Genomic DNA, 25,050 nt, shown 5'->3' on the forward strand with positions numbered 1-25,050 from the left:
GTGCGCGTACAGCGCCGCGCGCAGCCGGTCGGACTGGCCGATCTTGCGCATCGCCTGGGTGAGGTGCTTCTTCACGGTGGCCTCCGCCAGGGCGAGTTCGCGCCCGATCTCGGCGTTGCTCAGGCCCCGGGCCAGCTGCGCCAGTACCTCCCGCTCCCGCCCGGTCAGCCCGGCCTGCTGCGGCGGCGGCTCGGCCGGGTAGGCCGGCGGCGTGTGGTGGGTGCGCGCCGCCGGAGGCGCCGGCAGGAACACCGAGCCGCCGGCCGCGGCGAGTTGGACGGCGCTGACGATCCGCTCCTCGGCCAGGTCCAGCGGGAAGCAGCCGCTCGCGCCGGCGAGCAGCATCCGGCTGGCCTCCGCCGTGGACTCCGCGCGGCGCAGCAGCAGCACGCGGGCGTCCGGTGCCCCGTCCGGCCCGCGCAGCGCCACCACCGCGGACAGGTCCTCGCCGAGCGAATCGCCGCGGCCCAGCAGCACCACGTCCGGCCGCACCCGGCGGACGGCGGGCACGGCCCGGTGCCACTCGCCGGCCGAGCCGACCACGGACAGCCCGGGGACGGCGGCCAGCACGCTGCGCAGCCCGGCGCTGGCCACCGGATGGCGTTCCACCAGGAAGATCCGGGTGACGGGCGGCCGGTGCGGGTCGCCGGCGCACATCGGATGACCGCAGGCGCACCCGCCCGGGGGTTCGGGCGCGGTGCCCGGCGGCGGCGCGTTCTCGGCGAGCAGCTGGTGCCCGGCGATCAGGTCGAGCGGGTTGTCGATCTCGGCGTGCAGTGCGTCGAGCGGCCCGGGCGCGCCCGAGCCGGGCGCGCCGAAGCCGCCGTGCGACGGGCCGCCCGGCGGTGCGCCGCGCTGCGGGCGACGGACCGGGTGGCGGCAGGTCCGGCCGGTGCCCGGGCCTGCCAGCGGGGTCAGGGCAGCCATCCGGGACCTCCGGTGGCGGAGGGCGGTTCGGTGTGGTGCGGCATCGCGGTGCGGTCCCCTCGGACGTGGCGGCGGGCCGGGCGCGGTGGCCCGGCGCGGTGGCGGGGATCCGGCAGCGGGGCGCGGAACGGCGTCCGGTCGGGGCCGGAGGCGTCCGGGGCGGCGGATCCCGGTGGGAGGGGCGCTGACGCGGCAGCGGGCGAAGGCCGGCGGTCAGCGCGCCACGCGCGGTCGACACAGCTCGTCGAAGCACCTGCGGTGCCACGAGCCGCCGATCCCGACCAGGGTGAAGTCGGTCCGCCGATAAGCCATATGAGCACCCTAGGACCGGCTCTCGCAGCAGGTCAAGGACGGGACGGCGGCCCGCCGGACGGGGCAGCGGGCTGCCCGGTCCGCGCGGTCCTGTGACCACGGATAACAGCATGAATGCCTGACTGGCTGTCCGCTCCCGCTCCCCGCAACCTTCCTGACAGCGGGCGCCGGCCCCGGCCCGGGCCGGCACCCCTCCCCGTCGCAGGCCCGCCCCGCACCCCGGACCGAAGCCCGCACCCGCACCCCGCCGTTCGGAAGGACCGCCCGCCATGCCCGCCCCCGTCCACCGGCCCGCCGCCGGCCACCCCGGCGCCCCGCCGCCGGGGGCCCTCGGATGACCCGGTTCCTGCTGCGCCGCCTCCTCCTCGCGGTGCCGACCCTGATCGGCGTCACCGCGGTGGTCTTCGCCACCGTCGCACTCGTCCCCGGCGACCCGGTGGCCGCCTTCCTCGGCCCCGGCGCCCCGCCCGCGGCCCGGGCCGAACTCGCCGCCCGCCTCGGCCTGGACCGGCCGCTGCCGATCCGCTACCTGTCCTGGCTGCGGCACGCGGCCACCGGCGACCTCGGCACCTCGATCTCCGCGCAGCGGCCGGTCGGACAGCTGCTGCTGCCCGCCCTCGGCCAGACCCTGCTGCTCACCGCGGCCGCCTTCGCCCTGGTACTGGCCGGCGGCGTCCTGCTGGGCGCGGCCGGCGCGCTGCGCCCCCGCGGCGCGGCCGGCCGGCTCAGCGGCACGCTCTCCACCCTCGCGGTCTCCGCACCGCAGTACTCGGTGGCCCTGGTCCTGATCGCGGTGGTCTCCGTCCGGCTGCGCTGGCTGCCGGCCGGCGGCACCCACGACGCCTTCGGCGACGGTGGCGCCGCCGACCTGCTGCGCCACCTCGTGCTGCCGGCCCTCGCCGCCGCCGTCGTCCCGCTCGGGCTCACCGCGCGGGTCTTCCGCGCCGCGCTCGGCCCGCTGCTCACCGGGGACCTCGCCGACGCACTGCGCGCCCGCGGCCTCGGCCGCGCCGCCGTGCTGCGGCACTGCGTGCACAACGCCTCGCCCGCGCTGCTCACCATCGGCGGCCTGCAACTCGCCTACCTGCTGGAGGGGGTGGTCTTCGTGGAGACCCTGTTCGCCTGGCCCGGCATCGGCCGGCTGCTGTACGACGCGCTGTCCGCGCGCGACCTCCCGCTCGTCCAGGGCGGGGTGCTGGTGGTGGCCGTCGCGTTCGTCGGCGTCAACCTCGCGGTGGACACCGCGCACGCCCTGATCGACCCCCGGGTGAGGAGCTGACCGTGCCCAGGGCCCTGCTGCGCCGCCTCCCGGTCGCCGTCCCCGCCGCCCTCGCCGTCCTGCTGGTGCTGCTGGCGGTGGCCGCACCGCTGGTCAGCCCGTACGACCCGGCCGCCGGCCGGCTCCAGGACCGGCTGCTCGACCCCGGCAGCCCCGGCCACCTGCTCGGCACCGACGGGCAGGGCGGCGACGTGCTCAGCCGGCTGGTCTGGGCCGCCCGCGCCTCGCTGGCCGGCGGCCTCGTCCCGGTCGCGGTCGCCGCCGCGGCCGGCACGCTGGTCGGCGTCGCGGCCGGACTCGGCGGACGCGTCACCGAACAGGCCCTGCTGCGCTCGCTCGACGTGCTCTACGCCTTCCCCGGCGTCCTGCTCGCGATCGCCGTCGCCACCCTGCTCCGGCCCGGCCTCGGCGCCACCGTGCTCGCGCTGTCCGTGGTGCTCACCCCGGCGGTCGCCCGGGTCGCGTTCACCGAGGTCCGCCGGATCCGCACCGCCGAGTACCTGGAGGCCGCCCGGGTCAGCGGCGCCGGCTGGCCCGACCTGGTGCTGCGCCAGGTCGTCCCGGTGGTCGCCCCGGTGGTCCTGGTCTACTGCTCGTCGCTGGTGGGCCTGGCCATCGTGTACGCCGCCGGGCTCTCCCTGCTCGGCCTCGGCGTCACCCCGCCGACCGCCGAATGGGGCGCCATGATCGACGAGTTGCGGCCCAGCCTGCTCACCCACCCCGCGGTGGCGGTGCTGCCCGCGCTCGCCGTGCTCGCCGTCTCGGTCGTCTTCAACACCCTCGGCGAGGCGCTGCGCCACCGCATCGGGGACACCGGCGCCCGGCTGCCGGAGGCCGTCCGATGAGCCTGCTGGAGGTCGCCGGCCTGGGCGTCACCCACCCGGGCCCGGTCCGGGCCGTCGCGGACGTCTCCCTCACCCTGGACGCCGGCGGGGCGCTCGTCCTGCTCGGCGAGTCCGGCAGCGGCAAGACCACCGTCGCCCGCACCGTGCTCGGACTGCCCGGCCGGGGCGCCCGGGTCACCGGGAGCGTCCGGCTGGCCGGCACCGACCTGCTCGCCCTCGACGAGCGCGCCCTGTCGCGGATCCGCGGCCGCCGGATCGGCTACGTCCCGCAGGACCCGACCGCCGCCCTCGACCCGCTGCGCCGGATCGGCACCCAGCTCGCCGAGGTGCTGCGCCGCCACCGGATCGCCCGGGGCCGCCGGGCGGTGCACGCCGAGGTCCTGCGGCTGCTCGCCACCGCGGGCCTGTCGGAGCCCGAGCGGATCGCCCGGGCCCACCCGCACGAGCTCTCCGGCGGCCTGCGCCAGCGCGCCGCCATCGCCCTCGCGGTGGCCTGCGGGCCCGACCTGGTGGTCGCCGACGAGCCCACCACCGCCCTGGACGCACTCGTCCGCGGCCGGATCCTCGACCTGTTCGCCACCCTGCGCGCCGACTGCGGGATCGCCCTGCTGCTGGTCACCCACGACCTGGCGGCGGCCCGCCGGGTCGGCGGCGAGGTGGCCGTGATGCGCGAGGGCCGGATCGTCGAGCGCGGGCCGGCCGACCGGGTGCTCTCCAGCCCCGCCCACGCATTCACCGCGGCACTGGTCGCCGCCGACCCGGGAGGGCCCCGATGACCGCCCCGGCCGCACCCGCCGAGCTCCGCCTCGACACCGTGGTCAAGCGGTACGGCGGCCGGCCCGCCGTCGACGGGGTCAGCCTCGCCGTCGGGCCGGGCGAGGCCGTCGGACTGGTCGGCGAGTCCGGCTCCGGCAAGTCCACCCTCGCCCGGCTCGCCCTCGGCCTGCTCGCCCCCGACGGCGGCACCGTGCGCTTCGCCGGCCACGACCCGTACCGGCTGCGCGGCGCCCGCGCCCGGGCCGTCCGCGGGCGGCTGCAGTTCGTGCCGCAGCACCCACGCGGCTCGCTCAACCCGGCCCTGCGGGCCGGTGAGGCGGTGGCGTTCGCGCTGCGGCTGCACGGCACGCCCCGCGCCGAGCGGGCCGGGGCGGTCGCCGGGCTGTTCCGCCAGGTCGGCCTGGACCCGGCGCTCGCCCGCCGCCACCCGCGCGAACTGTCCGGCGGGCAGCTCCAGCGGGTCGCCGTCGCCCGCGCCCTGGCCACCCGCCCCGACCTGCTGGTCTGCGACGAACCGACCTCCGCCCTCGACCGCAGCGCCCAGGCCCGGCTGCTCGACCTGCTCACCGGGCTGCGCGAGCGCACCGGCCTCGGCCTGCTGTTCATCTCCCACGACCTGGCCGTCGTCCGGCACCTGGCCGACCGGGTGCTCGTCCTGCGGCACGGCCGGGTGCTGGAGGAGGGCCCCGCCGCCGACCTCTGGGAGGCCCCCGGCCACCCGTACACCCGGGCGCTGCTCGAAGCCGCCACCGGCCGCACCGCCCCCCGGCCCACCACCCTCACCTGACCCACCGGCACCACCGAACCCGAACGAGGAATCACCATGACGTACCGCCCGCTGCGCGCCGCCCGCTCCAGAACCGCCGCCCTGCCCGCCGCCGCCCTGCTGCTGGCGGCCACCGGCTGCGCCTCCGCCACCGGGGCGGCCGGCGGGGGTGACGCCGCCGGCGCCGACCGCGGCGGCACCCTGGTCGTCGGCGCCACCGGCAAGCTGCCCAACCCGGACACCGTCATCGGCGGCGCCGGCTTCGAGGGCAAGCGCCTGGTCAGCTTCCAGATCTACGAGGGCCTGACCCGCTACGAGCTGCTCAAGGACACCGACCGGCCGCCCGTGGTCACCGGCGCCCTCGCCGAGTCCTGGCAGGTCGCGGCGGACGCGCGGACGTGGACCTTCCAGCTGCGCAAGGGCGTGACCTTCCAGGACGGCACGCCCTTCGACGCCGACGCCGTGGTCTTCAACCTCGACCGCTACCTCAACCCGAAGAGCCCCGAGTACACCGCCGCCCTCGGCGCCGCCGCCAAGGAGTACGCCGGCGACATCACCTCGTACCGCAAGACCGACGCCGACCACGTCGAACTCGTCACCAAGGGCCCCAACGGCCACTTCCCCGAGGACCTCGCCCACGTCCTGATCGCCAGCCCCACCGCCGTGAAGAAGACCGGCAGCGCCGACTTCGCCCGGCACCCCGTCGGCACCGGCCCGTTCTCCTTCGTCTCGCAGACCGAGGGCCAGCAGATCGAACTCGCCGCCAACAAGTCCTACTGGCGCGGCGCCCCCAAGCTGGACCGGCTGATCGTCAAGTCCCTCCCCGACGCGGCCGCCCGCACCGCCGCGCTGCGCTCCGGCGGCGTCAACTGGATCGAGTACCCCAACCCCGACGACATCCAGACCCTCAGGGCCGACGGGGCGACCATCGCCACCAACAGCTACGACCACCTCTGGTACTGGATCCTCGACACCGCGAAGAAGCCCTGGAACGACCCGCGGGTCCGGCAGGCCGCCAACTACGCGATCAACCGGCAGGCCATCGCCGAGAAGCTGCTGCAGGGCACCGCCGACCCCGCCTACCAGGCAGCGCCCCGCGCCACCGCCGCCTACGACCCGGCCGGCGACACCTACTCCTACGACCCCGACAAGGCCCGCCGGCTGCTCGCCGACGCCGGCGTCCCGAACGGCTTCTCCACCTCGGTCACCGTCCCCACCGGCGGCTCCGGCAACCTGCTGCCCGTCCCGATCGCCGAGGCCCTCCAGCGGGACCTGGCCGCCGTCGGCATCAAGGTCGAACTGCGCACCACCGACTGGACGACGCTGATCGGCGCCGAGGCGAAGGGCCAGGTCGCGCTCGGCTCCGACGCGATCGCGCAGTCCACCACGCTGTTCCAGTCCGAGGCCCTGCTGCCGCTGTTCATCGGCTCCAAGAGCCCGTTCTGGACGGGCCACTACGCCGACCCGCAGGTCGACGCCCTGCTGGCGTCCGCCTCCGGCTCGCCCGACCAGGCCCGGCGCACCGCCGACTACCGCAAGGCGCTCGGCCTGGTCACCCAGGACGCGCCCTGGCTGTTCGTGGTCAACGACCGCAACCCGCGCGCCCTGTCGCCCAAGGTCCAGGGGCTGGTCCAGCCGCAGTCCTGGTTCCTGGACCTCACCACCGTGTGGGTCCGCCGGTAGCCGCGTCCCCGGAACCGCGCACACCGACCGCACGACCGCACCACCGGAAGGACGGCCGCCATGACCGCCCCGTACGAACCACCGCACCGCCCCGGCGCCGCGGCGCCGCCCAAGTGGGGCGTCACCCTCCCGCTCCCGGGCCTGACCATCGACCGGCACCGCTTCCTCGTCGAGCGGCTCCCCGACCTCGGCTACACCGACGTGTGGAGCGCCGAGGGCGGCGGCACCGACGCCTTCACCCCGCTCGCCGCCACCGCCGCCTGGTCGCCGAGCCTGCGGATCGCCACCGGCATCGTGCCCGTCCACACCCGGGGCCCCGCAGTGCTCGCGCAGACCGCCGCCACCCTGGCCCAACTCGCCCCCGGGCGGGTGCTGCTGGGCATCGGTGCCTCCGTCCCCGCACACGTCACCGACATCAACGGCATCCCGTTCGACGAGCCGTTCAAGCGGACCCGCGACGTGCTGCGCTTCGTCACCCGGGCGCTGCGCGGCGAGCACGTCGCCGGCGACTTCGACACCTTCTCGATCAGCGGCTACCGGCTGCCCCACCCGCCCGCCGAGCCGGTCAAGGTGATCCTCGGCGCGCTGCGCCCGGGCATGCTCCGGCTCGGTTTCACCGAGGGGGACGGCGCCATCACCAACCTGCTCCTCCCGCGGGACCTGCCGAAGGTGCTGGACGCCGTCGGCCCGCAGCCGCCCGGCAAGGAACTGGTCGTCAAGGTCTTCGTCTGCCCCACCGAGGACACCGACTACGCCCACCGCGCCAGCCGGCCCTTCCTCGCCTGGATCCTCAACCGCGAGCCCTACCGCAAGTTCCACGAGTGGCTCGGCAACGGCGACCTGCTCGCCGAGACCCACCGGCGCTGGGCGGCCGGCGACCCGGAGGGCGCCCAGAAGGCCCTCCCCGACGAGGTGGTGGACGGCCTGTTCGTCAGCGGCTCCCCCGAGGAGTGCCGGGAGCGGATCCTGCAGTACCACCGCCCCGGCGTCACCACCATCCAGCTGTACGTCTCGCTGCCGCCCGAGGTCTTCGTCAGCCGCGCCCGGGTGCTGGACACCCTCGCCCGGCTCGGGCCCGCCGGGCACTGACACCCGCGGGCCCGGCACCCCGCGGGCCGGCCGCCGCACCGAAGGGACCGACCATGGAACTCGAGATCCGCGGCGGCGTCCGCGCCGCCCCCGTCCCGGGCCGCACCCCGCAGGAGCGGCAGGCCCTGCGGTACGCGCCCGACCTCCGCGAGCGCACCGCCGACCCGGACCACGTGGTGCGCACCGCGCGGGAGAACGAGGAGGACGGCCTGGACAGCGCCCTGGTCGTGCAGTCCAGCTCCTGGCCCGACCCCTGGCTGGTGGCGGGCTGGGCGCTGGCCGCCACCACGCGGCTGCGGCTGGCCGTCGCGCACCGGGTCGGCACCACCGCGCCGACCGTCGCCGCCCGCACCCTGGCCACCCTCGACCGGCTCTCCGGCGGCCGGGTCGCCGCCCACCTCATCGTGGGCTCCAGCGACGCCGACGTGGCCAGGGACGGCGACCTGCTCGGCAAGGAGGACCGCTACCGCAGGGCGGGGGAGTACCTCGACCTGTTCCACCGGCACCTGACCACCGACCACGAGACGGATTTCGCCGGCGAGTTCTACACCGCGCGCGGGGCGCGGCCCGGCCTGCTGCCGGCGCCGCGCCGCGAACATCTCGTTCGGCGGCTCCTCCCCGCAGGGCGTCGAACTGGCCGCCCGGTACGCCGAGGTGTACGCGGTGAGCCCGCTGCCGCTGCCCGACACCCGCCGCCGGATCGCCGAGGTCCGGGCGGCCGCCGCCCGGTACGGGCGCACCGTGCGGATCTGGCGGCACGTCACCGTCGTCCTCGCCGACACCGACGAGGACGCCCGGGACCGCTCCCGGCGGCTGCGCCGCGACGCCCTCAGGCTCACCGGTGGCCCGGACGCCGCCCGCTGGACCGAGGCCGTCCAGCTCGACCGCGACCGGGAGCGCGGCCGCGCGGACCCACAGCGCGGCTCCGACCAGGTCGCCGCCTACGTCCGGCGCAGCCTGGCCGCCGCCCACACCGGCTCGCCCGCCACCGTCGCCGACCGGATCGGCCTGCTCCGCGCGGCCGGCGTCGACATCGTCCAGCTCGACCTGCCGGTCGAGACCGACCACGACCGGGAGCTGCGCCGCGCCCTGGTGGCCCGGCTGCGGGCCGCGGCGGCGCCTCGCCGCGGCTGGTAGGCCGGCCGTCCCGACAGGAAGGAGCCCCCGTGCCCCGGCCCTCCGCCGCCCCCGCCGGGCGGATCGTCGTCAGCGGCCCGATCGCCACCGACCACCTGACGACCTTCCCCGGCTCGATCAGCGACCAGCTCCTCGCCGGCCGGCTCGACCACGTCTCGCTCTCCTTCCTGGTCGACGACCTGGAGGTGCGGCGCGGGGGAGCGGGGGCCAATGTCGCGGTCGGCCTCGGGCGGCTCGGACTGCGCCCGGTGCTGGTCGGCGCGGCCGGGGCCGACCACGGCCCGTACGACGTCTGGCTGCGCGCCAACGGCGTCGACACGGCGGGCGTGCTGGTCGTCCCCGAGCTGTTCACCGCGCGCGTCCTGTGCACCACCGACCTCCGGGAGAACCGGATCGCCTCCTTCTACCCGGGGGCGACGGTGCGCGCCGCGGACATCCGGCTGGACGAGGTGCTCGCCCGCACCGGCCCGGCGGCGCTCGTCCTGATCGGCCCGGACGACCCAGGTGCGATGCTCCGCCGCACCGCCGAGTGCCGGGTCGCGGGCATCCCGTTCGCCGCCGACCCCTCGCAGCAGCTCGCCCGGCTCGACGGCCCGCAGACCACCGCTCTGCTCGACGGCGCCCGGTACCTGTTCACCAACGCCCACGAGCGGGAGCTGCTGCTGCGCCGGACGGGCCGGGACGCGGCGGCGGTACTCGGCCGGGTCGGGACGTGGATCACCACGCTCGGTGCGGACGGTGTCCGGATCGAGCGGGCCGGGCGCCCGCCCGTCCTGGTCCCGGCGCCGTCCGAGCGCGCGCGGGCCGACCCGACCGGCGTCCGCGACGCCTTCCGGGCGGGCTTCCTGGCCGGTGCGGCCTGGCGGCTGCCGCTCCCGACCGCGGCCCGGGTGGGCTGCCTGCTCGCCACCCTGGCGATGGAGTCGCCCGGCGCCCAGGAGTACCGGTACGAACGCGGAGCGTTCCTGGCGCGGCTGGCCGACGCGTACGGCCCGGCGGAGGCCGATGCGGTCCGGCCCCACCTGGGGTGATCCGGCGAGCGGGGCGGCTCAGAGTCGGCGGCCGGCCCGTTCCGCGGTGGCGGCGGAGCCGCTCAGCAGCGGGGCGTCGTGCCGTTCGGGCCGGTGGCCCGCGAGGTCGTCGATCCGGTGCCGCGGAGTGGCGGAGCCGCCGGGGGCCAGCGGGACGAGCCGCCGCGCCTTGAGGTGGCCGATCCAGTGGTGCCCGCACTCGGGGCAGGGGGCGCCGCCGGCGGGAGTGTAGGGGGAGGAGGCGCCGATGCCGTCGTGGGAGAAGAACTCCCAGTCGGCGCCGTCGTCGTCCCGGTAGTGCTGGACGTCGTAGTCCACACTCCAGTGGTGCCAGCACTGTCCACAGGTGAACTCGACCCGCTCCACGGCCAGTTCGGTGATCATCGTGTCTACCTCCCTGCCTCGGCCCTTGACAAGCACTTTATCCGGTTTTATCCCGGTTAGGGGATGGTGGGGGCGACCCGGAAGGAGCGGCCCCATGGCAGCGTCGACGGGAGACGGCACCGGCACCCCGACCGGTCCGGCCGAGGACCTGCGGCGCCTCAAGGCCGAGTACGACAACTACCGCCGCCGGGTCCGCCGCGACCGGCTCGCCGTCCGCGAGATCGCCGTCGCCAACGTGCTGGCCCGGCTGCTCCCGGTGCTCGACGCCCTCGACCGCGCCCGGGAGTCCGGCGACGTGGTCGACGGCTTCGGCGCCGTCGCCGACCTCCTGGAGTCCGAACTCGGCGCCCTCGGCCTGCGCTCCTTCGGCGAACCCGGCGAGCCCTTCGACCCGGTCCGCCACCTGGCCATCGGCTACACCCGCTCGTTCGCCGTCACCGGCCCGATCTGCGTCGAACTCGTCCGCACCGGCTACCGCGTCGGCGACCACCTGATCCGCCCGGCCGAGGTGGTGGTGGCGGAGCCGCCGTGAGCGCCCGCGCTATGCCTTGAGGTCCTTCAGCCGCTGGAGCGCCGTACGCCTGATCCGCTTCGTCCGGCCGCGCTCCGCCATGCGCCGCAGTACCGCCGGCTCCGCGGAGGACTCCGCGAGGAGCAGTTGGAGCCAGTCGGACCAGGACTCCTCCGCGCCGTCCTCCAGCAGGTCCGACACCGACCCGCTCTCGTGGACGGCCAGTTCCCGGGCGCGCCGGGAGGCGAGGTCCCGGCCCCGGGCGGTCGGGAGCCGGGCGACCCAGCGCGGCCGGTCCGCCGGGGCGATCCGTCCCAGCATCTCCAGCACGATCCCCAGCGCCACGTTCGGATCGGGTTCCGCCGCCACGGCATCGAGCAGCCGGCGGCGGCACTCTGCGCGATCGAACGACCGGCGGTACAGCGACCAGCGCCCGTGCTCGTCCTCGATGTCGGCGTCGCCGTCGGCCGACCGCGCGGCCAGCGCATCGATGATCTCGGCAAGGCCCGTGTGCATGAAGCAGTCCGTCCGGGTGTCAGATTCCGGCGCCCGCGGCCGCCGCCAGCGGGTCGGTGCGCAGGCCGAAGGTGCGGGTGAGGGCGCTGCGGGCGGCGTGCAGACCGCACATGCCGTGCACGCCGGGGCCGGGCGGGGTGGAGGCCGAGCAGAGGTAGAGGCCGTCGAGCGGGGTGGCGTACGGGTCCAGGGCCGGGAGCGGGCGGAAGGCCGTCTGCCACAGCGTCATCGCGCCGGCGCTGATGTCGCCGCCGACGTAGTTGGCGTTGTAGGTCTGCTGGTCGGCCGCGGTGGTGACCGAGCGGGCCAGTACGAGGTCGCGGAAGCCGGGGGCGAAGCGCTCGATCTGCCGCTCGACGGCGCCGGAGACGTCGAGGGTCGAGCCGTGCGGCACGTGCGCGTAGCTGTACAGGGTGTGCCGGCCGGCGGGCGCCCGGGTGGGGTCGACCACCCCGGGCTGCACGGCCAGCACGTACGGCCGGTCGGCGTGGCGGCCGGCCGCGACCTCCCGCTCGGCCGCCACGGTCGCCGCGCGGTCGCCGGACAGGTGCAGGGTGCCGGCCTCGGCGCACGCCGGGTCCGCCCACGGCACCGGCCCGGCGAGGGCGAAGTCGACCTTGCAGGCGGCCGCGCCGTACCGGAAGCCGCGCAGCCGCCGGGCGTACCGCTCGGGCAGCCGCCGGCCCGCCAGCCGGAGCAGTCCGGCGGGGGTGAGGTCGAGCAGGACGGCCCGGGCCTCGGGCAGTTCGTCGAGCGAGCCGACGCGGTGTCCGGTGACGATCCGTCCGCCGCGGGCCCGCAGCTCCGCCGCCATGGCGTCGGCGATCGCCTGGCTGCCGCCGCGCGGCACCGGCCAGCCGACCGCGTGTGCGAGGGCGGCCAGCAGCAGTCCGGCGCCGGCGGCGGGCGTTGCCCGGGGCGGCACCACGGCGTGCGCGGCGACGCCGGCGAGCATCGCCCGGGCGGTCGCCCCGCGGAACCGCAGCGACCAGGCCGGGCTGCCGAACTCGGCGATCCGCAGGCCGAGTCGGAGGGTCGTGCCGAGATCGGAGGGGAGTCTGCGCTGGTCCGACATCGCGGTCTCCACCAGGCCCGTCCAGTGCTCCACGAGCGGGCCGAACACCGCCCGCCAGGCCGGTCCGTCGGGGCCGAGCCGCGCCACCGTGCGGTCCAGGTCGCGGTAGGCGATGCCGGCCGGCGCCCCGTCCAGCGGCTGGGCATAGGAGGCCACGGGCCGGAGCAATTCGACCCGGTCCGCGAGGCCGAGGGCGCGGAAGAACGGGGAGGCCAGCGCCATCGGGTGTGCCACCGAGCAGACGTCGTGGCGGAAGCCGGGCAGGGTCAGCTCCTTCGTCCGGGTGCCGCCGCCGACGGTGTCGGCCGCCTCGTGGACGGCGACCTCCAGCCCTGCCCCGGCCAGGACGAGCGCGGCCGCGAGGCCGTTCGGACCGGACCCGACCACCACCGCGTCCACCCGGCCGTTGGACCGGTCGCCGAGCGTCGAGACCATCGTGTGCGCACCCCCGCCTTCACCTGGCCGGCATCCCTTCGTCGCACTCTGTCACAGTGCGCGGTGCCGCCCGGTCCCGGGGCCCGCCGTGTCGGCGGCCGCCTTCCGCGGTGCGGCCGCCGCCGTGCGGGAGGGCCGGCCGGGTCAGTCGGCCGGACGGGGGGCCGGGATCGGGCGGGCCCGGGCCGCGGAGCGGAAGCGCAGGTAGGCGGCCCGGTCGAAGTCCCCGGCCAGCGGGGCGAGCACGGCGGCGGCGGAGAGGGCGACCGCGTCCGGCAGCATCGCGGGCCAGGCCGCGCCGGCCTGGAGCCCGGCGGCGAGCGCGGCGACGGCCGCGTCCCCGGCGCCGGTCGGGTTGCCGGTGACCCGCGCGGGCGGCTCGCACCGCCAGCCGCCCTCGGCGGTCGCCGCGTACAGCCCGTCCGGGCCGAGGGAGGCGACCACCGCGCCCGCGCCCCGTTCGCGCAGCGCCGCCGCGGCGGCCCGGACGTCGCCGGTGCCGGCGGCGGCCCGCAGTTCGGCCGCGTTGGGTTTGACCACGGTAGGTCCGGCGGCGAGCGCGGCGGACAGGGCCGGGCCGTCGGCGTCCAGCACGGTCGGCACGCCGTGCGCGGCGGCGCGGGCGACGAGGTCGGCGTAGGCGTCGGCCGGGCAGCCGGGCGGCAGGCTGCCGGAGAGCACCAGGGCCCCGGCGGCGGGGAGCCGGGCCTCGACGGCGTCGAGAACGGACCGCCACTCGGCGGCGGTGAGTTCCGGGCCCGGCTCGTTGAAGAGGGTGGCGTCGGCCGGGTCGACCACCGCGACCGTCCGCCGGGTCTCGCCGGCCACCGGCACCGCCAGGTGCGGCAGCCCGGCCGTGGTGAGGTCGGCGGCGACGGCGGCGCCGGTGGGCCCGCCGAGCGGCAGGACGGCGAGTGCGGGCCGGCCGAGCGCGGCGAGCACCCGGGCGACGTTGACGCCCTTGCCGCCGGCCCGGGCGGCCGCCGAGGCGACCCGGTGGGCGGTGTGCGCGCGCAGGCGCGGCACGGTGTAGGTCAGGTCGAGCGCCGGGTTCGGCGTGACGATCAGCAGCACGTCGGTGTGCCCCCACTCTGCGCGGTCGTGCTCGATGAACGGCTCTTTCGAGCAGATTCAAGCACAGAGTCGGGTGTCACTTCAGCAGTCTGGACAGTCTCCGGTCGGCCAGCGTCCGCCCGCCGGTCTGGCAGGTCGGGCAGTACTGCAGCGAGGAGTCCGCGAAGTTGACCGACCGTACGGTGTCCCCGCAGACCGGGCAGCGCTCGCCGGCCCGCCCGTGCACCTGCAGCCCGGCCTTCTTCTCCGCCTTGAGGCCGTCCGCCGGCACCGCCCGGGCGTGCTCCAGCGCCCCGGTGAGCACCTCGCCGATCGCGGCGTGCAGCCGGGCCGTCTGCTCCTCCTTGAGGGCGGCGGCCATCGCGTAGGGGGAGAGCCTCGCCCGGTGCAGGATCTCGTCCGAGTAGGCGTTGCCGATGCCCGCCAGCACGGCCTGGTCGGTCAGGAAGGTCTTCAGCCGCTGCCGGGCGCCGGCGGCCAGGGCGGCGAGCTGCCCCGCCGTCAGCGCCAGGGCGTCCGGCCCGAGCCGGGCGATGCCCGGGACCTGCGCCGGGTCGGCGACCACGTACGCGGCCAGCCGCTTGGTGGTGCCCTGCTCGGTGACGTCGTAGCCGGAGCCGTCGTCCAGCACCAGCCGCAGCGCCAGCGGCCCGCGCCGGGACGGCGGCTTCGCCGGGAAGGACGCCCGGGCGTGCACCCAGCCGGCCCGGGCCAGGTGCAGCACCAGGTGCGGGCCGCCGTCCACCGCCAGGTCGAGGAACTTCCCGTGCCGGCCGACCCCGGTCACCGGGCAGCCGTGCAGCGCGGTCGGCGGCGGGTCGAAGGTCTTGAGCACCTGGACGGACAGCACCTCGACCCGGGCCACGGAACGGCCCGCACAGGCGGCGGTCATGCGCTCGGCGAGCGCCTGGACTTCGGGGAGTTCGGGCACGCACCCAGTCTGGCCGGGCGGGGCCGCCCGGGCCATCGGACCGCGGGCCGGGTGCCTGGGCTGCTTCCCGGCCCGGGCCGCCGGTATCGTTCACGGGTCACAGCACACCCCCAGAAGGAGTACCTGCCCCCATGGACATCGAGAAGGCCAAGACGACGTTCGCCCGCTTCGACATCAACGGCGACGGCTTCATCTCGCCCGAGGAGTACTCGAAGGTCATGGCGGAGATGGGCGACCCGTACGTGACGGTGCCGATGGCGCAGGCCGTCATCGCCAAGGCGGACACCAGCCGCGACGGGCTGCTGAACTTCGACGAGTTCTGGGCGGTCAACCAGGGCTGAGCGGCCGGGCCCGGGGTTGCCGCCCGCACGGGCGGCGCCCCGGCCCGTCAGTGCGCGGCGGCGTCCCCGTCCGCGCGGCGCAGCAGCCGCGCCAGGCCCTCCCGGGTGGCGGCGACCACCACCAGGTCGCCCGCTCCGAGCACCCGCCCGGCGGGCGGGCCCCACTGCAGCTCCGGCCTGCTGCGGCGCTGCAGGCCCAGGTCGGCGGCGCGGTCCGCGGGCGCGTTGAGGTCGATGCCGATCACCTGCCAGGCGCCCGTCCGGTGCGCGTCGGCCACCGTGCGGCCGGCCAGGTCGGGGTGGTCGCCGACGTCGACCGCCGCCACCAGCAGCACCTGCCGGCCGACAGCGATCGCGCCGAGCACCTGGCGGCCCATCATCGCGGAGGCGAACGAGGGCGCGGACAGGAACGACACGCTGTGGCTGCGGGTCTCCGCGGCCGGGTACGAATCGCGCAGCGCCCGGTAGACGTCCGCCGCGAAGTCGTCGTCGAACAGCCCCATCACCACCCGCAGGCCCGGGTTGGCCTCGCGCGCCGACAGGGCCGCCTCCAGGTTGGTGGAGTCGTTGGCGGTCAGGGCCAGCAGTGCGGTGCTGCGCCCGACCCGGGCGGCCTCCAGCACGCCGTCCTGGGTGGCGTCGCCGAGCACCACCGGCACCCCGTACGCCCGGGCCCTGGCGACGCCGCGGGCGGCCGGGTCGCTCTCCACGCAGACCACCGGCAGGTCGAGCTCCCGCAGCCGGTCGAGCACCCGGCTGCCGACCCGGCCCAGGCCCAGCAGCACGACGTGGCCGGAGATGCCGCGCGGCGGGCGGCGCAGCGCGGAAGCGGCCCGGAAGGTGCCGAGCGCCTCCAGGGCGAGCGCGGTGAGCAGCGGCAGCAGCAGGAGTCCGCTGAGCGCGGTGAGGATCTGCAGCACCTTGCGGGCCGGGCCCTCGGCGGTGGCCGGGTCGTCGATGGCGAGCACGTCCAGCACCGCCAGGTAGGCGGTGTGCACCGGGCTCTGACCGGTCAGCACCGAGGTGAGGCCGGCGAAGGCGGCGAGCAGGGCGACCAGCGAGCCGAGGGCGATCCGCAGCCGCCGGGAGAACAGGGCGGCGACGGGCAGCCCGCCGAGCCCGGGCAGCCGGCGGCGCCGGCGCACCTCCTCGGGGTGGCCGAGCAGCTCCAGGACGAGCCGCCGGCCGCCGTCGGGCACCGGCACGTCGGCCGCCGGCAGCAGGTCCGGGGCGACCGGGCGGGGGCCGGCGGGCAGCACGGCCAGGGTGGCGAGCTCCGTGCCGCCGACGGTGCCGCCCGGGGCGACCTCGGCGGCGCGCAGCAGCCGCCCGTCGACGTGCACCACCGCCGGGTGCCCGGAGACCGCGGCGGACACCAGGGCGGGTGCTGCGGTGGCCGAGGTGGAGAGCACGGTGGTCGAGGCCTCGGGGACGGCGCCGGCGGCCCGGGCGGCGGCGGTCCGGTCGAGCAGCTGGCCGACCCGGCGGCCGAGCCTGCGGTTGTAGACCCGCAGGACCAGCCGGATGTGCGGGTTGAGCCGCCGGGCGCGCAGCGCCGCCTGCACGTTGGCCTGGTCGTCGGAGCCGGTGAGGGCGAGCGCGGCGGCCTCCCGGATGCCGGCCGCGGCCAGGACGGCGGGCGTCGGCTCGGGCGCCTCGACCACCCGGACGGGCAGTCCGCGCTCGGTGGCCAGGGCGGCGATCTGCGGTCCCTGTCCCTCCGTGCGGGAGCGGACGACCACGGTGACCGACCGCCCGTACAGCGTGGTCAGTTCGACCGCGAGGCGGAACGCCAGGGTGTCCTGGCCGCAGACCACCATGTGTCGGCCGTCGTCCTCGGCGGCGGCGGCCGGTGCGGGTGCCGGGGCCGGCCCCGGCACGTTCGGCGCCGCCGGGCGGGCGGGCTCGGCCGGCTGGGCGGGCAGCCGCGGGACGGGATCGGCGGAGGTGGACATGCCGCCCAGTGTGGCCCGCCCGGCCGGTGGAGTCGATCTTGCCGGATGATCGTTGACGTTTCGTCACCTTCGCGCGCCCGCGCGGCCGGGCGGCTCCCCGGCCTGCGCCCGGCCCGCTCCTCAGCCGTCGCCGAGTGCCGCCACCAGCCGTTCCGCGCCCGTCACCAGGCGGTCCGGGCCCTCGGCCGCGCCGTACCCGACCCGCAGCCGCGGGGCGGGCGGTTCGGCGGTGAAGTACCCCCGGCCCGGGGTGACCGCGGCCCCGGCGCGCAGTGCGGCGGCGGCGAGCGCCTGCGGGTCAGTGCCCTCCGGCAGCCGCAGCCACAGGTGGTGGCCGCCGAGCGGCAGCCGCGGGCCGAGCAGATCGGGCCGCAGCCGGGCGAGGGCGCCGGCGAGTGCCTGCCGGCGGCCCTGCAGCGCGCCGGCCAGGGTCCGCAGGTGGTGGCCCCAGGCGGGTGCGCCGACCAGTTCGAGGGCCGCCTCCTGGAGCGGGCGCGGCACGAAGAAGCTGTCGACCGCCTGGACGGCGCGCAGCCGCTCCCGGGCGGGGCCGCGCGCGGCCAGCGCCGCGACCCGCAGGTTGGGCGAGGTGGGCTTGGTCAGCGAGCGCACGTGGACGACCGTGCCGTCGGGGTCGTCGGCGGCCAGCGGCGGTGCGGGCGGCGGCGCGTCGGCGTGGGCGAGCCGCCGGGCGAAGTCGTCCTCGACCACGAACGCCCCGGCCGCGCGGGCTATCCGCAGCACCTCGGGCCTGCGCTCGGCGGACAGCACCGCGCCGGTCGGGTTCTGGAACAGCGGCTGGCAGACGAACACCCGGGCGCCGGTCGCCGCGAAGGCCTCGGCGAGCAGGTCGGGCCGGACGCCGTCGCCGTCCACCGGCACCGGGACGGGGCGCAGCCCGGCCGCCCGGGCCACCGCCAGCAGGCCGGGGTAGGTGGGCGATTCGACGAGGACGGGCGCGCCCGGTGCGGCCAGTGAGCGCAGGGCGGTGGTGAGGGCGCTCTGGCCGCCCGAGGTGACCAGGACGTCGGCGGCGCCGACCGTGCCGCCGATGTCCCGGGCGAACCAGGCGCGCAGTTCGGGCAGCCCCTCCAGCGGCGGCCGCTCCCAGGCGCCGGGCCGCCGTCCGGCCCGGGCGAGGGCCGCGGCCAGCGCCCGTTCGGGCTGCAGCGAGGCGTGCAGGTAGCCGCCGTTGAGGTCGACGACCTCGGCCGGCTGCAGGGCCAGGGCGCCGAGGACGCCGGAGGCGTCGGCCGAGCGGGCCGGCGGCAGGCCCGCCTCGGCGCTGAGCGCGACCTCCTGCCAGGAGGTGTCGCCGGCGGCCGGTGCGGGGCGGGCCGGGGCGGCGCGGAAGACGCCGGCGCCCGGCCGGGGGACGACCAGTCCCTCGGCGGCCAGCAGGGCGATCGCGCGGGAGACCGTCACCGGGCTCACCTGGTGGCGCTCCATCAGGGCGCGGCTGGAGGGCAGTCGGGCGCCGACCGGGTAGCGCTCGACCTCGGGACGGAGGATGGCGGCAAGATCGGCCCCACTGCTACGCTCGTGCATGACAGCACACGATAGCGCTATCCGGACCACTCCAGTAGCAGTCGGCGGTACCGCCCTCGCCGCGCTCGGGGTGCTCGCCTTCTCCTTCTCCTTCCCGGCGACCGTCTGGGCGCTGTCCGGGTTCGGCCCGTGGACGGCCACCGGGCTGCGCGGGGTGCTCGCCGCGATCGTGGCCGGCGGCTGCCTGGCGGTCCGCCGGGTGCCGCGGCCGGCCCGTGCCGACCTGCCCGGCCTGCTGGCCGTCGCGGCCGGCTGCGTGGTCGGCTTCCCGCTGCTCACCACGCTGGCGCTGCGGACCTCCTCCACCGCCCACTCGGCGGTGGTGATCGGGCTGCTGCCGCTGGCGACCGCGGCGGTAGCGGCGGTGCGCGGCGGGGCCCGGCCGTCCCGCGGGTTCTGGTGGGCGGCGCTGGCGGGCGCGGGCGCGGTGGCTGCGTTCACGGTCCAGCAGAGCGGCGGCGGCCCGGGCCGCGCGGACCTCTTCCTGCTCGCCGCGCTGCTGCTGTGCGCGGCCGGGTACGCGGAGGGCGGCCGGCTGGCGCGGCGGATGCCCGGGTGGCAGGTGATCGCCTGGGCGGTGGTGCTGGCGCTGCCGGCGACGCTGCTCACCACCGGGCTGGCGCTGCCGGCGGAGGAGGTGCACGCCGGCCCCCGGGCGGTCGCCGGGCTGGTCTACACGGCGGCGGTCTCGCAGTTCGCCGGCTTCGTGGTGTGGTACCGCGGGATGGCCCTGATCGGGGTGCCGAAGGCGAGTCAGCTCCAGCTCGCCCAGCCGCTGCTCACGCTCGGCTGGGCGGTGCTGGTGCTGGGGGAGCGGATGTCCCCGGCGGCGCCGGCGGCCGCGGTGGCGGTGCTGGCGTGCATCGCGGCGACCCAGCGGGCGCGCGGCTGACCTGCGGCCGCCGCGCCCGCCGGGGCGCGGCGTCAGCCGACGGTGATGCCGGCCTCCTTGCAGGCCTGGGCGTACTGGTCGGCGCAGACCTCGGCGGCCTTGTAGAGGCCGCCGGCGATGACGGTGGAGGCGACCGTCTTCTGCGTGACGACGACCGGGCTGAGCAGCATCGAGGGGATCTGCAGGCCGTTGCTCTCGGTCATGGCGCTGGCGACCGAGGTGATGTCCAGGCCCTTGACCAGGTAGACGGCCATGGTGGCGGCGGCGTCGGCCTCCGGCTTGTACGGCTTGTAGATCGTGTAGGTCTGGTCGCCGCTCAGGATGCGGCGGATCGCGTCCAGCGAGGCGTCCTGGCCACCGACCGGGACGTTGATCCCGGCCTGCTTCAGGCTGGCGATGATCGAGCCGGCCATGCCGTCGTTGGCGGAGTAGACGGCCTGGATGCCGCTCTTGCCGAAGTGGCTGATCGCCTCGTTCATCTTCTGGGCGGCGGTGTCCGGCTTCCACTCGCCGGACTGCTCGTAGATGACCTTCTTGACCTTCTCGTCCAGGACCTGGTGGGCGCCCTTCTTGAACATTCCGGCGTTCGGGTCGGTCTCCGCGCCGTTGATCATGACGACGTTCGCGTTGCCGGCCTTCTCGCCGAGCGCGTCGACCAGCGCCTGTCCCTGGAGCTCGCCGGTGCGCTCGTTGTCGAAGGAGATGTACGCGGCCACGTTGCCGGCGGCGAGCCGGTCGTACGCGATGACCTTGACGCCCTTCTTGGTGGCGTCGGTCACCCAGGACGCGGTGGACTGCGAGTTCACCGGGTCGAGCAGGATCACCTTGACGCCCTTGGCCAGCAGGGCGTCGAACTGCTCCTTCTGCGCCGCCTCGTCGCCGTCGGCGTTGGCGTAGTCGACCACGCACTTGGTACACAGGGCGGTGACCGAGGCCTCGATCAGCGGCTTGTCGAAACTCTCGTACCGCGTCGACGAGGACTTCTCCGGCAGCAGCAGGCCGATGGTCTTGTTGCCTCCGGACGACGATCCCGTGCCGTCGCCGGAGCCGCACGCGGCAAGTGACAACGCCGCCGACACAGCGGCCGTGCCGGCGAGGATGCGACGCGTCATTGCGTTCATGGTGGGTGGTGCCTCCCTGACATCGCCGCCGTCTGCGGCGACCAGTGAGTCAATCGGGAGTGGCCGGGTAACGTCAATAAGTAAAACATTCCAGGGGATTTCTCGATCACATTGTTACCTTGTTGAAAACAAGATCCGTACATGATCCCCGTCTCGCCGCATACCGGGCAGGTTGACCGGGCCCCGGCCGACAACTTCTCAACTCGTAAGCACGGTACGGGTACCACCCATCCGGGGTGGCACCCGTAGCGCGGCGGCTCAGCGCTCGGTGCGCACCACCAGGCACACCCCGGCGACCACGATCCCCCCGCCCAGGACGATGGGCCAGGTCAGCGGTTCGGAGAGGACCAGCCAGCCGAGCAGCACCGCGACCACCGGATTGACGTAGGCGTAGGTCGCCACCAGCGGCAGCGGCGCCCGCTGCAGCAGCCAGGCGTACGCACTGAATGCCACCAGCGAGCCGAACACCACGAGATAGCCCAGCGCCGCCCACGAGCCGGCCGACACCCGGGCCGGGTCGAACCCCTGCGACTCCCCCCGGACGAGGGCCAGCACCAGCGCCCCGAGTCCGCCCGCGACCATCTCGTAGGCGCTCGCCGCCAGCGCGTTCGACGGCATCGGCAGCCGGCCGGCCAGCACCGAGCCGCACGCCCACAGCAGCGACCCCGTCAGCAGCGCCACCAGCCCCAGCGGCCGGACCGCCCCGGTCAGCCCGGGCGAGCTCAGCACCAGCAGTCCGAGCAGCCCGACCAGCACCCCGCCCAGCGTCGAGCGCGGGGTCCGCTGCCCGGTGAACCGCCGGACCACCACCACCCACAGCGGCACGCTCGCCACCATCAGCGCCGCCAGCCCGGACGGGACCGACCGCTCCGCCAGCACCACCATGCCGTTGCCGCCGATCAGCAGCAGCAGGCCCACCACGGCCGCGGACCCCAGCTCGCGGGCGCGGACCCGCAGGGCCGCCGGGCCCTGCCGCCACGCCAGCAGCCCGGCCAGCAGCGCGCCCGCGGTCAGGAAGCGCGCCCCGGCCGAGAGGAACGGCGGCATCGTCTCGACGGCGACCCGGATCGCCAGATAGGTGGAGCCCCACACCACGTACACGATCGCGAGGGCGCCCCAGACCTGGGCGGTGATCCGGGTGCGGGCGGGCGGGGCGGGGGCGGCGGCGCCGGCGGCCGGACCGGGACAGGCGGGGTCCGCGGCCGGCCGGGGCGAAGCTGATGTCATGGGTGTCTCCCTGTTTCGGTACTGAACGTTCGTATGAGACCACGACACCCCGGGCCAGCGGGAGCCCCGTCCCGCGGAGCGGGCGGCTGAGCCTTCCGGATGAAGCGCGCCAGCCCGCCGCCCGCCCCCGACGGCAGCGGCTGCCGCCGGGTGGTAGGCATGGGGGCGGTCCGAGGGCGGCCGACCGAGGAGCGGGCGAGGTGGAGTGGTTCGCGGCACCCGAGTACTGGCTCGCCCGCGAGGTGTTCCAGCGGATGCTCGCCGTTCTCTACGCCGTCGGCTTCATCGCTGCGGCCCGCCAGTTCCGCGCCCTGATCGGCGAGCACGGGATGCTGCCGGTGCCCCGCTTCACCGCCGCCGTCCCGCTGCGCCGTTCCCCCAGCCTGTTCCACCTCCACTACAGCGACCGGGCGTTCGCGGCCGTCTCCTGGACGGGTGCGGTGCTCGCCGCCGCCCTCGCCGCGGGCGCCGGAGGCCTGGTGCCGCTCTGGGCCGCGATGCTCTGGTGGGCGCTGCTGTGGCTGCTCTACCTCTCCATCGTCAACGTCGGCCAGACCTGGTACGCCTTCGGCTGGGAGTCGCTGCTGCTGGAGGCCGGCGTGCTCGCCGCCTTCCTCGGCAACGGCGACGTCGCGCCGCCGGTCACCGTGCTCTGGCTGCTGCGCTGGCTGCTGTTCCGGGTCGAGTTCGGCGCCGGCATGATCAAGTGGCGCGGCGACCGGTGCTGGCGGGACCTGACCTGCCTCTGGTACCACCACGAGACCCAGCCGATGCCCGGCCCGCTCAGCTGGTTCTTCCACCACCTGCCTCGCCCGCTGCACCGCGTCGAGGTAGCCGCCAACCACGCCGTCCAGCTCGTGGTGCCGTTCGCCCTCTTCGCGCCGCAGCCCGTCGCGTCCGCCGCGGCCGCGCTGATGACCGTCACCCAGCTCTGGCTGGTGCTCTCCGGCAACTTCGCCTGGCTCAACTGGCTCACCATCGCCCTCGCGCTCTCCGTCGTGGACGCGGGCACCGTCGGCCGCCTGCTGCCGCTCCCGTCGACACCCCACTACCCGGCGACCCCGGTCTGGTTCGAGGTGCTCGTCCTCGCCCTCACCGCGGGCGTCCTGGTCCTCAGCTACCGGCCGGCCGCCAACCTGATCTCCTCCCGCCAGGTCATGAACCGCTCCTTCGACCGGCTCCACCTGGTCAACAGCTACGGCGCCTTCGGCAGCATCACCCGGATCCGCCACGAGGTGGTGGTCGAGGGCACCGACACCGTGATCCCGGACCGGAACACCGTCTGGCGTGAGTACCGATTCCATGGCAAACCGGGCGAACTCCGGCGAATGCCGCGTCAGATCGCGCCCTACCACCTCCGCCTGGACTGGCTCATGTGGTTCGCCGCCATCTCGCCCTCGTACGCCCGGCCCTGGTTCACCGCCTTCGCCGCCCGGCTGCTGGTCAACGACCCGGACACGCTCCGCCTGCTGCGCGGCAACCCCTTCCCCGACCGGCCCCCGGCCGTCGTCCGCGCCCGTCTCTACCGCTACCGGTACAGCAGTTGGGCGCGGCTGCGCACCACCGGCGAATGGTGGGAACGGGAGGCCCTCCGCGACTACCTCCCGCCGGTCACGCTCCGCGACATCGGATACCTCGCTCCCCGGAGGGGTCCATGACACGGCACAGCTCGGCAACAACCCGCCCGGTGCGTGCGTCCGTCGAACGCGCACCCGTATCCTGGCCCTCGCGCCGTACCAGCCGGGACGCACCGCGGCGCCCGTCTCTCCGCCACCCCCCTCCCGTCCCCGCCACGAACCGGACTTCCACATGACAGTGCGCTACCTGAACGACGCCGGCGCCACGGTGCCGGCCCCGGCTGCCACTCACGACGGCGATGCCGGGCCGGACACCCGCGAGGAGCTCGGCCGCTACGCCGAGCAGGGCGGCTTCGCCCTCAACGCGGCCGACAACCCCTGGCTCGACGCGGCCGAGACCGTCACGGGGGCCGAGGACGCGCGTGCCGCGTCCACGGTGCTCGCCGAGCTCCGCAGCCTGGACGTCCGCGCCGTCGGCGCCGCCGTCTCCGGCATCGCCGCCAAGGCCGAACTCGACGTCCCCGACACCCTGCTCGGGCTGGGCACCCTGCTCGACGTGCTGCAGCGCGTCCAGGCCGCCTCCGCCGCCCTGCGGGCCGAAGCCTTCAAGGCCGACCTCGACGCCCTCACCGCCGCCACCGCCACCGGCCGCTGGCGCAAGGAGCAGGGCGTCAGCATCTCCTGGGGCCGGCGCCGCGCGTTGCGCTCCGAGGCCCGCTCCCTGGTGGTCGGCAAGCGGCCCGGCCGCGCGGACCTGCACGCCACCCTCGCCGCGGCCGCCGCTGCCCGCACCGACTGGGCCGCGCTCGCCACCGGCGACGGCGCCCCCGTCGTGCCCGGCAACGCCGCCCTGCTCGCCGAGACGGCGCAGGCCATCGAGACGCTCGGCAGCGCCGTGCGCGCCCTCGGCCGTCTGCTCCCCGGCCGCGACCCGGAGTCCCTCGCGCTCACCGAGCTGGCGGACCTGGTCGACGGCCTGGCCTCCGACGAGGGCACCCTGTACCGGCTGCCGGCCCTCGCCGCGCTGCGCACCGCCCTCGCCGGGCAGGGCCTGGACGGCCTCCTTGCCGAGCTGATGGAGCGTCAGGCCGACCGGGACGCCGCTCTCGCCGCGTACGACCGGCACGCCGCCGCCGGCGAGGAGACCGCGGACGCCGAGGAGGCCGCCCGCCACGCCCTCGCCGCCGGCCCGCGCGACGGCGGTGTCCGGACGGACGAGGAGCCCGCCGCGGAGGAGCCTGCGGTGGAGGAGACCGCGGCCGCCGAGGTCGAGGTCGCCGAGGTCGAGGTGGCCGAGGCCGTTGAGACCGTTGAGGCTGTCGAGGACGAGCCGGCCGAGGAGCCCGTCGTGGAGGCGGCTGCCGCGGAGGCCGTTGCCGAGGTCGAGGTCGAGGCCGAGGTCGAGGCTGAGGTCGAGACCGCCGCCGAGGTCGAGGCGGAGCCGGTTGTTGAGGCCGAGCCCGAGACCGCCGCCGAGGTCGAGGCTGAGGTCGAGACCGCTGCCGAGGTCGAGGCGGAGCCGGTTGTTGAGGTCGAGCCCGAGCCCGTTGTTGAGGCTGTTGTCGAGGTTGAGCCCGAGCCGGTTGCCGAGGTGGAGCCGGTTGTTGAGGCCGAGCC

Annotated in this window: 22 protein-coding genes and 1 pseudogene; 13 read left to right on the forward strand and 10 right to left on the reverse strand. The window is 76.4% G+C overall.

Features of this window, described 5'->3' with window-relative positions:
• A partial coding sequence (locus tag ACFV0G_RS10355; RefSeq protein ID WP_380544803.1) for a LuxR C-terminal-related transcriptional regulator occupies nucleotides 1–927 on the reverse strand: 927 nt, incomplete at its 3' end.
• A gap of 646 nt (nucleotides 928–1,573) precedes the next feature.
• On the opposite strand from ACFV0G_RS10355, the gene ACFV0G_RS10360 reads away from it, so the two are divergent.
• The 8 genes and pseudogenes from ACFV0G_RS10360 to ACFV0G_RS10395 all read left to right on the forward strand — a co-directional run bounded on the left by ACFV0G_RS10360 (nucleotide 1,574) and on the right by ACFV0G_RS10395 (nucleotide 9,846).
• Nucleotides 1,574–2,518 (forward strand): ABC transporter permease, encoded by a 945-nt coding sequence (locus tag ACFV0G_RS10360; protein ID WP_380544806.1) that lies wholly within the window; start codon nucleotides 1,574–1,576, stop codon nucleotides 2,516–2,518.
• Between the two features lie 2 nt (nucleotides 2,519–2,520).
• Nucleotides 2,521–3,363, forward strand: a complete 843-nt coding sequence (locus ACFV0G_RS10365; RefSeq protein ID WP_380544809.1) for an ABC transporter permease — start codon at nucleotides 2,521–2,523, stop codon at nucleotides 3,361–3,363.
• A complete protein-coding gene (locus ACFV0G_RS10370; RefSeq protein ID WP_380544812.1) occupies nucleotides 3,360–4,139 on the forward strand; it encodes an ABC transporter ATP-binding protein in 780 nt (259 codons plus the stop codon). Before ACFV0G_RS10365 ends, ACFV0G_RS10370 begins: the two co-directional genes overlap by 4 nt.
• Nucleotides 4,136–4,927: an ABC transporter ATP-binding protein gene (locus ACFV0G_RS10375; protein WP_380544815.1), complete on the forward strand. Its 792-nt coding sequence runs from the start codon at nucleotides 4,136–4,138 to the stop codon at nucleotides 4,925–4,927. Before ACFV0G_RS10370 ends, ACFV0G_RS10375 begins: the two co-directional genes overlap by 4 nt.
• A gap of 36 nt (nucleotides 4,928–4,963) precedes the next feature.
• Complete coding sequence (locus tag ACFV0G_RS10380; RefSeq protein ID WP_380544818.1) at nucleotides 4,964–6,589, forward strand: ABC transporter substrate-binding protein; 1,626 nt, start codon at nucleotides 4,964–4,966, stop codon at nucleotides 6,587–6,589.
• Between the two features lie 60 nt (nucleotides 6,590–6,649).
• On the forward strand, nucleotides 6,650–7,678 hold the full coding sequence (locus tag ACFV0G_RS10385) for an LLM class F420-dependent oxidoreductase (protein ID WP_380544821.1): 1,029 nt from the start codon (nucleotides 6,650–6,652) through the stop codon (nucleotides 7,676–7,678).
• 53 nt (nucleotides 7,679–7,731) lie between these two features.
• Nucleotides 7,732–8,815, forward strand: a pseudogene (locus ACFV0G_RS10390) (LLM class flavin-dependent oxidoreductase).
• Nucleotides 8,816–8,844: 29 nt separating this feature from the next.
• On the forward strand, nucleotides 8,845–9,846 hold the full coding sequence (locus tag ACFV0G_RS10395; protein ID WP_380544824.1) for a PfkB family carbohydrate kinase: 1,002 nt from the start codon (nucleotides 8,845–8,847) through the stop codon (nucleotides 9,844–9,846).
• 18 nt (nucleotides 9,847–9,864) lie between these two features.
• On the opposite strand, the gene ACFV0G_RS10400 is transcribed toward ACFV0G_RS10395, so the two are convergent.
• A complete protein-coding gene (locus ACFV0G_RS10400) occupies nucleotides 9,865–10,230 on the reverse strand; it encodes a hypothetical protein (protein WP_380544827.1) in 366 nt (121 codons plus the stop codon).
• 94 nt (nucleotides 10,231–10,324) lie between these two features.
• Here ACFV0G_RS10400 and grpE point away from each other — a divergent pair, with 94 nt between their 5' ends.
• Nucleotides 10,325–10,762 carry a nucleotide exchange factor GrpE gene (gene grpE / locus ACFV0G_RS10405; protein ID WP_380544830.1) on the forward strand — a complete coding sequence of 146 codons (438 nt, stop codon included), beginning with the start codon at nucleotides 10,325–10,327 and terminating at the stop codon, nucleotides 10,760–10,762.
• A 9-nt stretch (nucleotides 10,763–10,771) separates the two neighbouring features.
• Here the strand turns inward: grpE and ACFV0G_RS10410 are convergent, their stop codons facing one another.
• From ACFV0G_RS10410 to ACFV0G_RS10425, 4 genes are all read right to left on the reverse strand, one after another.
• Nucleotides 10,772–11,257 (reverse strand): hypothetical protein, encoded by a 486-nt coding sequence (locus tag ACFV0G_RS10410; RefSeq protein WP_380544833.1) that lies wholly within the window; start codon nucleotides 11,255–11,257, stop codon nucleotides 10,772–10,774.
• A gap of 19 nt (nucleotides 11,258–11,276) precedes the next feature.
• Nucleotides 11,277–12,767: a phytoene desaturase family protein gene (locus ACFV0G_RS10415; RefSeq protein WP_380544836.1), complete on the reverse strand. Its 1,491-nt coding sequence runs from the start codon at nucleotides 12,765–12,767 to the stop codon at nucleotides 11,277–11,279.
• Nucleotides 12,768–12,911: 144 nt separating this feature from the next.
• Nucleotides 12,912–13,841: a 1-phosphofructokinase family hexose kinase gene (locus tag ACFV0G_RS10420; RefSeq protein ID WP_380544839.1), complete on the reverse strand. Its 930-nt coding sequence runs from the start codon at nucleotides 13,839–13,841 to the stop codon at nucleotides 12,912–12,914.
• Between the two features lie 76 nt (nucleotides 13,842–13,917).
• Complete coding sequence (locus tag ACFV0G_RS10425) at nucleotides 13,918–14,772, reverse strand: DNA-formamidopyrimidine glycosylase family protein (protein WP_380544842.1); 855 nt, start codon at nucleotides 14,770–14,772, stop codon at nucleotides 13,918–13,920.
• Between the two features lie 131 nt (nucleotides 14,773–14,903).
• On the opposite strand from ACFV0G_RS10425, the gene ACFV0G_RS10430 reads away from it, so the two are divergent.
• Entirely contained in the window at nucleotides 14,904–15,113 is a 210-nt protein-coding gene (locus ACFV0G_RS10430) for an EF-hand domain-containing protein (RefSeq protein WP_380544844.1), read from the forward strand.
• Nucleotides 15,114–15,160: 47 nt separating this feature from the next.
• On the opposite strand, the gene ACFV0G_RS10435 is transcribed toward ACFV0G_RS10430, so the two are convergent.
• Both ACFV0G_RS10435 and ACFV0G_RS10440 read right to left on the reverse strand, forming a co-directional pair.
• On the reverse strand, nucleotides 15,161–16,933 hold the full coding sequence (locus tag ACFV0G_RS10435; protein ID WP_380544865.1) for an NAD-binding protein: 1,773 nt from the start codon (nucleotides 16,931–16,933) through the stop codon (nucleotides 15,161–15,163).
• Nucleotides 16,934–17,188: 255 nt separating this feature from the next.
• Nucleotides 17,189–18,616 carry a PLP-dependent aminotransferase family protein gene (locus ACFV0G_RS10440; RefSeq protein WP_380544847.1) on the reverse strand — a complete coding sequence of 476 codons (1,428 nt, stop codon included), beginning with the start codon at nucleotides 18,614–18,616 and terminating at the stop codon, nucleotides 17,189–17,191.
• Here ACFV0G_RS10440 and ACFV0G_RS10445 point away from each other — a divergent pair.
• Nucleotides 18,615–19,508, forward strand: coding sequence for a DMT family transporter (locus ACFV0G_RS10445; RefSeq protein WP_380544850.1), 894 nt, complete (start codon nucleotides 18,615–18,617; stop codon nucleotides 19,506–19,508). The genes ACFV0G_RS10440 and ACFV0G_RS10445 overlap by 2 nt on opposite strands.
• A 32-nt stretch (nucleotides 19,509–19,540) precedes the next feature.
• Here ACFV0G_RS10445 and ACFV0G_RS10450 read toward each other — a convergent pair whose 3' ends face one another.
• Nucleotides 19,541–20,629: a sugar ABC transporter substrate-binding protein gene (locus ACFV0G_RS10450; RefSeq protein WP_380544853.1), complete on the reverse strand. Its 1,089-nt coding sequence runs from the start codon at nucleotides 20,627–20,629 to the stop codon at nucleotides 19,541–19,543.
• Nucleotides 20,630–20,887: 258 nt separating this feature from the next.
• Complete coding sequence (locus ACFV0G_RS10455) at nucleotides 20,888–21,856, reverse strand: EamA family transporter (protein ID WP_380544856.1); 969 nt, start codon at nucleotides 21,854–21,856, stop codon at nucleotides 20,888–20,890.
• A gap of 200 nt (nucleotides 21,857–22,056) precedes the next feature.
• On the opposite strand from ACFV0G_RS10455, the gene ACFV0G_RS10460 reads away from it, so the two are divergent.
• On the forward strand, nucleotides 22,057–23,514 hold the full coding sequence (locus tag ACFV0G_RS10460; RefSeq protein WP_380544859.1) for a lipase maturation factor family protein: 1,458 nt from the start codon (nucleotides 22,057–22,059) through the stop codon (nucleotides 23,512–23,514).
• A gap of 151 nt (nucleotides 23,515–23,665) precedes the next feature.
• The coding region (locus ACFV0G_RS10465) for a hypothetical protein (RefSeq protein WP_380544862.1) at nucleotides 23,666–25,050 on the forward strand (1,385 nt) is incomplete at its 3' end.

The sequence above is a fragment of the Kitasatospora sp. NPDC059571 genome (genome assembly GCF_042735675.1).
Classification (GTDB): Bacteria; Actinomycetota; Actinomycetes; order Streptomycetales; family Streptomycetaceae; genus Kitasatospora.